The organism is Sinomonas mesophila (genome assembly GCF_001999765.1).
In the GTDB taxonomy this organism is placed as follows: Bacteria; Actinomycetota; Actinomycetes; order Actinomycetales; family Micrococcaceae; genus Sinomonas; species Sinomonas mesophila.
In genome coordinates, this window is record NZ_KV908329.1 from 54303 (window position 1) to 64887 (window position 10585).

Below are 10585 nucleotides of genomic sequence, written 5' to 3' on the forward strand. Positions count from 1 at the left end.
GCGGCAGAGCGGAGGCGGGGCCAGGCCGGCCCGCCCCCGCTCAGCCTCCCGAGCCTACGGCGACGGGGTCAGCACGAGGGCCGAGCCGCCCCCGCGCCGCACCGGCTCGGCGGCGGCGAGCATGCGCCCGTCGGGCAGGAACTCGATGGCCGTCTCGGCGCCGATCTCTGCCGCCGACGTGAACGCGTCCCCCGACTTCACGAGCAGGTACTCGTACGGTGCGAGGTCGTCGCCGAACTCATCGATGAATCCGGGCTCGGCGGTCACGAACGCGCGGCCGATGCTGTTGGCGAAGTTCCGGTTGGAGGCCCGCGGGGCCGCGAGCGCCGCCGGCGTCGTCATGCCCAGGTCCACACGGTTGACGATTGTCTGCAGGACGGTCGTGATGATCGTCGACCCGCCGGGCGAGCCGAGCGCGAGGAACGGCGTGCCGTCCTCGTTCAGGAGGATCGTCGGCGACATCGATGACCGCGGCCGCTTGCCCGGCTCGATGCGGTTGGGATCCGCGGTGTCGAAGCTGGTCGTGGTGAAGTCCGTGAGCTCGTTGTTGAGGATGAAGCCGCGGCCCGGCACGACGATCCCAGATCCGCCGGTCTGCTCGATCGTGAGGGTGTACTCGACCACGTTGCCCCACTGGTCGGCGACGGTGAGATTGGTCGTCGAGAGGTTCTCCGTGTCCTGCTCATCGGCGAGCGCGGCCGGGGCGGCGGGGCACACGCCGTCGTACGACGCCACGTCCCCCGGCGCGAACGGCGTCTGGGCGGCAGTGTCGGGATTGATCAGACACGCGCGCTCCTTGCCGAAGACAGGATCGGTCAGGGCCTTCGTCGGGACACCGACGAACGCCGGATCCCCCACGTACTTGCCGCGGTCAGCGAAGGCCAAGCCGCTTGACTGCAGGTAATGATGCAGCGCATCCGCCGGCGCCATGCCGGCAAGGTCGAACGTCTCGAGAATGTTCAGCGCCTCGCCCACCGTCGTGCCGCCGCTCGACGACGGGGCCATGCCGTACACGTCGTAGCCGCGGTACTCGACGTGGGTCGGATCCTGGTCGAGGGCCTCGTAGCCGGCCAGGTCCGCCGTCGTCATGGTTCCCGCGGGCACGGGCAGCGTCGGCGTCGGAACCGTGGGCGGGGCCTGTACCGTCGCGGCGATTTCCTCGGCGAGGGGGCCAGCGTAGAAGCCGTCCTCCGTGCCCTGCCTCGCGAGGAGCCGATACGTCTCCGCGAGGTCGTGGTTCTTGAAGATGCTGCCGACGGTGGGAAGCGCGCCCCCTGGGAGGAACAGTTCCGAGGTGGACGTGAAGTTGGCGAACCTTGCCCTGTTGTCGTCGGTCTGCTTGCGGAAGGTCTCGTCCACGACGAAGCCGCGGTCGGCGACCTTGATCGCCGGCCTGAGGGCTTCCCCAAGGCTCAGGGTGCCCCAGTTCTCCAGCGCCCGCTCCCACGTCGCGGGGGTCCCGGGCACGCCGACGGACACTCCCGAGGTGACGAGCTCACCGAAGAGGTAGGGCTTGCCCGTTGCGGGATTCATGAAGGTCTGGAAGTCGGCCCCCGCCGGCGCCGTCTCGCGCCCGTCGATCGTGTGCACGGACTCGGTCGCGGCGTCGTAGTACACGAAGTACCCGCCGCCGCCGATCCCGGCGCTGTAGGGCTCGGTCACGCCGAGCGTCGCGGCCGCGGCGACGGCGGCGTCGACCGCGTTGCCGCCCTTGCGGAGCACCTCGAGGGCCGCGGCGGAGGCCTCCGGGTCGACGGTGCTCACGGCTCCGCCCGTCCCGACGGCCGTGTGCGTCTTCTCGACCGCGCGGGGGTCGGCGACGGCGGGGCTCGCGGCGGCGCCGCCCGTGAGCGCGAGCGCGAGGGCCGCCGAGGCGGCGGCCAGGCGGCGTGTGAAGGGCGCGTGAAGCATGGGGGCCTCCAGAGCTGAGGGTGAGTCGAGCTGTCGGGTCTGACCAACCTATGCACCGCGCCGCAGGGGCGGTAGGCCTCACGCTGAGGACTTCAGGCACGAAAGGTTGTTGAACAATTTCCCGAAAATTGTTGAACAACCTGAGATTCTGGGGCATCCTTGATTCACGCACGTCGACGAGATCCGCATCACACAGGCCCCCACCGAAGGACACCACATGAGCACCAATCCAGCGCCGCGGCCCGCATCGGTCGCGACCCGCAAGGTCCCCCCGGGGGCCGTCAAGGCCTATATCGCAAGCCTCACGGGCACCTCCCTCGAGTACTACGACTTCGCGATCTACTCAGTGGCCTCCGCCCTCGTCTTCCCGAAGATCTTCTTCCCCGCCGGGGACGAGTTCGTGGGCCTCCTGCTCTCGTTCTCGACGTTCGCGATCGGCTACCTGGCCCGCCCCATCGGCGGGATCGTCTTCGGCCGCCTCGGCGACAAGATCGGTCGCAAGCACGTCCTCGTCATCACGCTCCTGCTCATCGGCATCGCGACGGTGCTGATCGGCATCCTGCCCACCTACGGCACCGTCGGCGTCGTCGCCCCGGTCATCCTCGTGCTGCTGCGCCTGGCCCAGGGGATCGGCGTCGGCGGCGAGTGGGGCGGGGCGGTCCTCCTCTCGAGCGAGTTCGGCAACCCGACGAAGCGCGGCCTCTGGTCCTCGGCCGCCCAGATCGGCCCGCCCGCTGGCAACCTCATGGCCAACGGCGCCCTCGCCCTCCTCGCAGGCGTGCTCAGCACCGAAGCGTTCCTCGACTGGGGCTGGCGCGTCGCGTTCCTCGCCTCCGCGCTGCTCGTCGTCTTCGGCCTCGTCATCCGCCTCAAGCTCGAGGAGACCCCGGTCTTCAAGAACATCGAGGCACATGGCGACCGCCCGAAGGCCCCGATCTCCGAGGTCCTCAGGACGCAGCCGCGCGGACTCCTTGCCGCGATCCTCTCGCGCATCTCCCCGGACATCCTCTACTCGCTGCTGACCGTGTTCGTGGCCGTCTACGCCACGAGGGAGCTCGGCATGACCACGGGGAACGTCCTGACCGCGATCCTCACCGGCTCTGCGTTCCAGCTGGTGCTGATCCCGGCCGCAGGCGCGCTGACTGACCGCTTCAACCGCCGCGTGGTGTACGGCGTCGCGGCCGTGGGCACCGCGATCTGGATCCCGATCTTCTTCCTCATGATCCAGGGCCGCTCCGTGGTCATGCTGACGATCGGCATCGTGGTCGGCCTCGGGTTCCACGCCTTCATGTACGGCCCGCAGGCCGCCTTCATCACCGAGCAGTTCCCGGCCCGCCTGCGCTACGCGGGCAGCTCGCTCGCCTACACCCTGGCAGGTGTCATCGGCGGCGCGATCGCACCGCTCGTGTTCACGGCCCTGTACCAGGCAACGGCGTCGTGGGTCCTCATTGCCGTCTACCTCGCGGTTGCGGGGCTGGTCACGATCATCGGCCTCGCGATCGGCCGCGATCCGAAGACGGAGGAGGAGATCGCCCTCGTCCAGCCCGACTACGCGCGCTGAGCGAACGGTCCAACGCGAAAGGTGCCCCCGGCAGATGGCCGGGGGCACCTTTCGCGACTGACCGTGCCCGGCCTCACTCAGCGGCCGACGTCGATCAGCACCTTCCCCACGAAGCCCGCCTCGACGGCGTCGTGCGCCGAGGCCGTCTCGGCGAGCGGGAACCGCGCGAGCGGCAGTCCGTGCTCCTCGCCCACCCGCAGCGCGCCGTCGGCGAGCGCCGCGCCCACGGCTGCGACGGCGTCGCGCTTCTGCGCCTCGGTGACGGTGTAGGTGAGGAGGAACTGGAGGCGCGCGTTCTTGGCCATGGCGGCGCGGACCGGGACTGCCAAGTCCTCGTCGCCGGAGCCCGCGTAGACGGCGATCGTCCCGCCCTCGCGCAGGGCCGCGAGATCCGCAGCGATGTTCGCCGCGGCGTTGACGTCCACGATCACGTCCGCCCCCTCGGGGGCGGCCCGGCGCACCTGGGTGGAGACGTCCTGCTCGCGGTAGTTGACGACGACGCCGGCCCCGGCCGCGTGCGCGAGCGCCGCCTTCGCGTCGCTGCTCACCGTCGCGACGACACGGGCCCCGGCCCACCGGGCGAGCTGGATCGCGGCGTGGCCGACGGCGCCGGCGCCGCCCGTGACGAGGACCGTGCAGCCCGCGAGGGCGCCCGGGGCCAGTCGCGCAGGGCCCTGCTCGCTCGAGGTGAGGGCGCGATGGGCGGTCAGGGCGGGGATGCCGAGCGAGGCGCCGGCGTCGAAGGACTCGGCGTCAGGCAGCGGGACCGCGTGGTCGGCCGGGACCACGACGTACTCCTGGGCCGTCCCCTCGGCCCGGCCCCATGCGACGTCCCAGAGCCAGACCCGCTGACCTGGCGCGAGGCCCACGGCGCCCGGCCCGACGGCGTCGACCGTCCCGGCCCCGTCCTGGCCCGGCACGTGCCACGCCTCGAGGCTCCCGCCGTACGTGCCGCCGGCCCGGGCCTTCCAGTCGGTCGGGTTGACGCCCGCGACGGCGATGCGCACGCGGACCTCCCCCTCGCCGGGCTCGGTGCGCTCGCGCTCGCGCAGGGTCAGGACGGACGAGGGGCCCGTCTGGTGATATTGGATCGCGCGGTAGGTCGCAGCCATGCCCCCATCCTCCCCCAACCACCTCCCCAACGATGCGGGGTCACCTCCCAGCGATGCGGGGTCACCTCCCAACGATGCGGGGTCACCTCCCTAGAATGCGGGGTCACCCCGCATCCTAGGGACGTGACCCCTCATCCTAGAGACCGGGTCGGGAGGAGGGTCGGTCAGTCCTGGAAGTACTCGATCCGCGCGCCGATCGAGTTGAGCCGCTCGGCGAGGTCCTGGTAGCCGCGCTCGATCACGTAGATGTTGCGCAGCTCGCTCGTACCGCGGGCGGCGAGCATCGCGAGGAGGATGCACGCGGCGGGACGCAGCGCGGGCGGGCAGCCGACCTCGGCGGCGCGCCACTTCGTGGGCCCGTTGACGTAGATCCGGTGCGGGTCCAGGAGCTGGACCTGCCCGCCGAGCCGGTTGAGCTCGGTCAGGTAGATCGCGCGATTCTCGTACACCCAGTCGTGGATCATCGTCTGGCCGGAGGCGTTGGCGGCGATGACCGCAAAGAACGGGAGGTTGTCGATGTTGAGGCCCGGGAACGGCATCGGGTGGATCTTGTCCGCCGGGGCGTGCAGGACGGACGGCTTGGTCGTGACGTCGACGAGGCGCGTGCGGCCGTTGCGGGCCATGTACTCGCCGGAGACCTCGAGCTCCTGGCCCATCTGGGCGAGGGTCGCGAGCTCGATTTCCATGAACTCGATCGGCACGCGCCGCACGGTGACCTCGGAATTGGTCACGATGCCCGCGGTGATGAGGCTCATGGCCTCGATCGGGTCCTCGGAGGGCCAGTAGTCGATGTCGACGTCGATGCGCGCCCGGCCGCGGATCCGCAGCGTCGTCGTGCCGATCCCCTCGATCTCGACGCCGAGCCCCTGGAGGTAGAAGCACAGGTCCTGGACCATGTAGTTCGGGCTCGCGTTCCGGATCACCGTGACGCCCTCGCGGTGCGCGGCGGCCATGATCGCGTTCTCGGTGACCGTGTCCCCGCGCTCGGTGAGCACGAACGAGCGGTCGGCGCCGTCGGCCTCGGGGGCGCGCACGGTGTAGAAGCCGCTCGTCGCCTCGACGTCGAGCCCGAACTGGCGCAGGGCCTGCATGTGCGGCTCGACGGTGCGGGTGCCGAGGTCGCAGCCGCCCGCGTAGGGGAGCTTGTACTCGCTGCGCTCGTCCAGGAGAGGTCCGAGGAGCATGATGACGCTGCGCGTGCGGCGCGCGGCCTCGACGTCCATCGACTCGAGGTCGAGGTCCGCGGGGCGGCGGACCTGGAGGTCGCGCGGCTGCCCGCCGTCGCCCCCCTCGAGCCACGTGCACTCGACGCCGATCGAGGTCAGGACCTCGACGATCCGGTTGACCTCCTCGATCCGGGCGAGGCGGCGCAGCGTCGTGGTCCCGCGGTTGATGAGCGAGGCGCACAGGAGAGCGACGCCGGCGTTCTTGGACGTGTTGACGTCGACGGCGCCCGCGAGGCGGCGCCCGCCCTCAACGCGCAGGTGGGTCATGCGCGGCGCGCCGATGCTCACGATCCGCTGCCCGAGGATGTCCTCGATGCGCTGGATCATCTTGAGGCTCAGGTTCTGCTTGCCCTGTTCCATGCGCGCGACGGCGCTCTGGCTCGTGCCCAGTTCGGCGGCGAGCTGCCCCTGGGTCCAGCCCCGGTGGGAGCGGACGTCGCGCAGTAGGGCTCCGACGGTCTCAGCAGTCTGTTGTGACATGCGCTCGAAAATATCACAGATGCGATACGTGACCGCTAATCGGGGGCGCGACACGCCCGAGACCCGGTCTAGACCGGGGGTATACGAAAATCATGAGATAGACGCCGCTAGTGGATGATTCCCAGGACGTTCCCCGCGGGGTCCTTGATCCACGCGATGCCAGCGCCGCTGTCCGGGTCGCGCAGCACGCCCTTCTCGTCGATCGGCATCTGCGGCGTGCTCGCGTACTGCTCGAGGGGGAGCCCCATCGACTCGAGCTCGGCGATGGCCTCGTCGAGGTCCGGGACCTCGAAGTTGAGCACGGTGAAGGTCGCCGGCTCGTGGTCGTCCTTCGGGTAGGCGTAGACCGTCTGCCCGCCCGGGACCGTGATGAGCAGGCCGCCCATGCTGTCCTCGACCTCGAAGCCGAGGGTCCGGCCGTAGAAGGTGCGTGCCGCCTCGATGTCGTCGACGCTGAAGCTCGAGAACGAGCGCGTGATGTCGAGCATGGGAGTTCCTTCCGCCGGCGGGGTCCTCCGCCCCACTCAACGATGCCACCGGGCACGCGGGGCAGCCAGAGCCCGAGGGTCGGGCCCAGGGCGGCTACTGCATCCAGACCACGTTCCACGTCCCCGCCGCGACGGCAGCGCCCACCGATGCGGCGGCGAGCAGGACGCCGCCGGCAAGCACCCCGGCGTCGAGCGCGGAGAACCGCGACGGCCGCGCCCACGTGCGCTCGGCGCCGCCGAACCCGCGTGCCTCCATCGTCACGGCGAGCCGCGACGCGAGCCGGATCGACTGGACGAGCAGCCCGAAGCTCTGCCCGAGCAGCGCCCGGAGCCGATGGAGCGGCCCGCCTTGGGCGCCCACTCCGCGGGCCCGGCGCGCGAGCCCGAGGATCTGCCACTGCTCCACCATGAGGCCGACGAGCCGCAGCGCCGCGAGCGTGCCGAGGACGAACCGGTGCGGGAGGCGGGCGCGCTGGGCGAGGGCGTCGGCGAGGTCGGTCGGGTCTGTGCAGCTCATCATGAGCAGCGCCGGCAGCGCGATCGCGAGGCCGCGCAGCGCCATCGCGGCGCCGACCCCGAGCGAGCCCTCGGTCACGTCCCACAGAGGGGTCGCGAGCAGCACGGCTCCCGAGTCCTGCCCGACGGCGGCGGTGCTGAGCCCGCCGACGGCGGCCGCGAGGATGAGCGGCCAGCCCCGCTGCCACAGGAGCCGGAACGTCATTCCGGCCAGCGGGAACACGGCGAGGCACAGCGCAAGCGCGACGCCCGCCGAGACCCAGTCGATGCTCAGCGCGAGCGCGAACGTCGGAAGGACGACGGCGGCGAGCTTGCTCAGCGGGTTGGCCCGGGCGAGCAGCGAGTCGTTGTCTCGGATCGCGAGAAGGTCCCTCACGTCGCCTCCCCTCGCGGAATTGTCGGCTGGGGGTCGGTGCTAGTGCTGCGCACCGGCCCCACGTCGACAATTGCGGGTGCCGCCGGCGAGCCGAGCGCAAGGCGGCGGCCCCCGAGCGCACGGGTGAACTCGACGTCGTGCGTCACGGACACCACGGCCGTCCCCTCGTCGAGGAGCTCGGTGAGGAACGAGGCGAGCTCGGCCCACGTGGTCGCGTCCTGGCCGAACGTCGGCTCGTCGAGGATCAGCACGCGCGGGCTCGCCGCGAGGACCGTCGCGACCGAGAGCCGCCGCTTCTCCCCGCCCGAGAGCGTGTACGGGTTCGCGTCCATGAGGTGCACGAGGCGGAGCCGCTCGGCGAGCTCGTCGACCCGCCCGAGCCCCCGGCCGAGCTGGCGAGGAGCGAAGCGCAGCTCGTCGCGGACGGTGGAGGTGACGAACTGGTGCTCGGGCTCCTGGAACACGGTCCCGATGCGCGGCACGAGGTCCTCGGCGCGCCACGCGTGCGGGACGGGCCCGACGGCGCGCAGCCCGGCGGAGGGGTCGGCGCCCGCGAGCGCCGCGGCGGCCTCGACGCGCCCCTCGACCGGGGCGAGGAGGCCCGCGAGAGTGAGCGCGAACGTGGACTTCCCGGCGCCGTTGGGGCCCGTGACGGCGAGCGCCTCGCCCGCGCGGACCTCGGCGTCGACACCGGTGAGGACGGGGACAGGCGCACGACGGCGGGTGGCCCGCTCGCGCGAGACGCCCACCCTGTGCGCGGAGAGCAGGAGATGACCGGCGGGAGGTGAGCCCGCATCGTAGGGACGTGACCCCGCATCGTTGAGAGGTGACCCCGCATCGTTGAGAGGTGACCCCGCAAGGTTGGGGGCGTTGCGGCGGGGGCGGACCGCCGGCACGACGCCGGGGACCCAGACGCCGGCGCGGGCGAGCAGCTCTCGGGCGCCGGCGAGGACGTCGTCGGGCGCGCCGTCGAGCAGTACCCCGCCCGCGTGGCCCGCCGAGCCGGGGGCCAGGACCACGATCCGGTCCACGCAGTCCCTCCACACGGCCACGCGGTGCTCGACGACGACCAGCGTCGCCCCGCTCGCCGCGGCCGTGCGCACGACGGCGTCGCGCACCTCGAGCACGCCGGCCGGGTCGAGGTTCGCGGTCGGCTCGTCGAGGAGGATGAGCCCCGGGCGCATGGCCAGGATGCCCGCGAGCGCGAGGCGCTGCTTCTGCCCGCCCGAGAGACTGGCCGTGGGGTGGTCGAGCGGGAGGTGGCCGAGGCCGACGTCGTCCAGCGCGGCGCGGACGCGCTCCCAGATCTCCTCGCGGGGGACGGCGAGGTTCTCGGCGCCGAACGCGACGTCGTCGCCGAGCCGGCCGAGGATCACCTGCGTCTCCGGGTCCTGCTGCATGAGCCCCACGCGCCCGCGGCGCTCGCGCGGCTGGCCGCCGTCGACGGCGAGCCGGCCGCCCTCGTGGGCCTCGTCGTCGTCCCCGAGGACGCCCGCGAGGGCGTGCAGGAACGTGGACTTGCCCGCGCCCGAGGGCCCGAGGACGAGGACGCGCTCCCCCGGCTCGATGCGCAGGGTCAGGTCCCCGACGGCCGGGGCGTCCCGGCCCGCGTGCTGCCAGGTCCAGCCCTCGGCCACGACCTCAGCGGGGCGTACGCGGCTGGCGCTCACGCGGCCGGCGCGCACCTGACCGGCCGCACCCCCGGGGGCCGCACCCCCGGGGGCCGCACCCCCGCGGGCTGCCCCGCGGGGGCCCGCCGTCGCCATCAGACCACGGGCTCGGTCGCGGCGCGGCGCGAGGCGAAGCTCGAGAGCGCGCCGGTCTTGGCGAGGCCGCGCGTGGCGAGCCACGAGAGCAGGCCCGCGATCACGGCGCCCGAGATGCACGTGCACGCGATGTAGGCGAACTTGTCGCCGAGCTCGTACGCGATGTTCCAGCCCCACGGCGCGAAGCAGTCGTTGAGGCCCATCGCGAGGCCCGCGCCGACGCCCGCGAGCGCGGCGACGGGGAGCGTGAAGCGGCGGTAGCCGAACGCCGCGAAGACTGCCTCGGCGCCGAGGCCCTGGACGATCCCGGAGATCAGGACGGTCGTGCCGTACTGGGAGCCCATGAGGAGCTCGCCGGTCGCGGCGACGGTCTCGACGAAGAGGGCGGCGCCGGGCTTGCGGATGATGAGCCCGCCGAGCACGGCCGGGAGGACCCAGCCGCCGGAGAGCAGGCCCGCGAGCGGGGGGTAGGTGGCGAGCAGGCCGGCCGAGAGCGGCGGGTAGATGCCGTTGGACCAGGCCCAGAACAGGACCCCGCCGGCGACGGCGAGCAGGGCGCCGACGACGATGTCGACGACGCGCCAGCGGCGCGAGCCAGTGGCGGGCTTGGCGGTGGTCTTAGTCATGGTGGTTTCCTCCTGGGTGCAGGAGGGGAAGGCGGTCCCCGCCGCCCTGAGATTCTCGACTCCCTTCGCCGGTACTAGCCGGAGCAGGTTCGAGGGTCTGCGGTAGCCCGCACTCTCAGCGTCCCGTCCTCGCCCCGGCCGGCGGCCGGATGGAGGACGACGCTCCCCTGTCGTTGTGCAGACGATTCTACCGCTGCGTGTGACGGGACGCCGCGGGCGGAGCCCCACGCTAGGCTGGCGGGCATGAGCATCCTCATGAAGCTCCTCGGCACGGCCATCAGCATCGGCGCGGGCATCGCCGCCGCGAAGCTCATGGACGTCGCCTGGGAGAAGAGCACCGGGAACAAGCCGCCCAAGGACGCGACGAACCTCGAGGAGAGCCTCCGCGACACGCTCGTGTTCGCCATCGTCTCCGCCGGCGTCGGCGCCGTGATCCAGACCCTCGCCCAGCGCGTCACGCAGCGCGCGATCGCCCGCTACAAGAGCACGCCCGAGATCGTCTGACCGGGCGCCGGGCGCCTCC

9 protein-coding genes and 1 riboswitch are annotated in these 10585 nt (G+C 72.2%); of the genes, 2 read left to right on the plus strand and 7 right to left on the minus strand.

Features of this window, described 5'->3' with window-relative positions; genetic code table 11:
- Window positions 1–54: 54 nt before the first annotated feature.
- Window positions 55–1911: a gamma-glutamyltransferase gene (ggt, locus tag BV907_RS09385; RefSeq protein WP_077489471.1), complete on the minus strand. Its 1857-nt coding sequence runs from the start codon at window positions 1909–1911 to the stop codon at window positions 55–57.
- 217 nt (window positions 1912–2128) lie between these two features.
- Here ggt and BV907_RS09390 point away from each other — a divergent pair, with 217 nt between their 5' ends.
- Window positions 2129–3472 carry an MFS transporter gene (locus BV907_RS09390; RefSeq protein ID WP_077489472.1) on the plus strand — a complete coding sequence of 448 codons (1344 nt, stop codon included), beginning with the start codon at window positions 2129–2131 and terminating at the stop codon, window positions 3470–3472.
- 77 nt (window positions 3473–3549) lie between these two features.
- Here the strand turns inward: BV907_RS09390 and BV907_RS09395 are convergent, their stop codons facing one another.
- The 6 genes from BV907_RS09395 to BV907_RS09420 all read right to left on the minus strand — a co-directional run bounded on the left by BV907_RS09395 (window position 3550) and on the right by BV907_RS09420 (window position 10062).
- Entirely contained in the window at window positions 3550–4584 is a 1035-nt protein-coding gene (locus BV907_RS09395; RefSeq protein ID WP_077489473.1) for an NADPH:quinone reductase, read from the minus strand.
- Window positions 4585–4748: 164 nt separating this feature from the next.
- Entirely contained in the window at window positions 4749–6290 is a 1542-nt protein-coding gene (locus BV907_RS09400) for a UDP-N-acetylglucosamine 1-carboxyvinyltransferase (RefSeq protein ID WP_077489474.1), read from the minus strand.
- Between the two features lie 107 nt (window positions 6291–6397).
- The gene (locus tag BV907_RS09405) at window positions 6398–6778 is read right to left on the minus strand and encodes a VOC family protein (protein ID WP_077489475.1); all 381 of its coding nucleotides are present in this window, start codon (window positions 6776–6778) and stop codon (window positions 6398–6400) included.
- A 94-nt stretch (window positions 6779–6872) separates the two neighbouring features.
- Window positions 6873–7670 carry an energy-coupling factor transporter transmembrane component T family protein gene (locus tag BV907_RS09410; RefSeq protein ID WP_077489476.1) on the minus strand — a complete coding sequence of 266 codons (798 nt, stop codon included), beginning with the start codon at window positions 7668–7670 and terminating at the stop codon, window positions 6873–6875.
- The gene (locus tag BV907_RS09415) at window positions 7667–9436 is read right to left on the minus strand and encodes an ABC transporter ATP-binding protein (RefSeq protein WP_077489477.1); all 1770 of its coding nucleotides are present in this window, start codon (window positions 9434–9436) and stop codon (window positions 7667–7669) included. Before BV907_RS09415 ends, BV907_RS09410 begins: the two co-directional genes overlap by 4 nt.
- Entirely contained in the window at window positions 9436–10062 is a 627-nt protein-coding gene (locus BV907_RS09420; protein ID WP_077489478.1) for an ECF transporter S component, read from the minus strand. Before BV907_RS09420 ends, BV907_RS09415 begins: the two co-directional genes overlap by 1 nt.
- 43 nt (window positions 10063–10105) lie before the next feature.
- Window positions 10106–10241: riboswitch (TPP riboswitch) on the minus strand.
- A gap of 64 nt (window positions 10242–10305) precedes the next feature.
- Here BV907_RS09420 and BV907_RS09425 point away from each other — a divergent pair.
- Window positions 10306–10566: a DUF4235 domain-containing protein gene (locus BV907_RS09425; RefSeq protein WP_077489479.1), complete on the plus strand. Its 261-nt coding sequence runs from the start codon at window positions 10306–10308 to the stop codon at window positions 10564–10566.
- Window positions 10567–10585 lie beyond the last annotated feature (19 nt).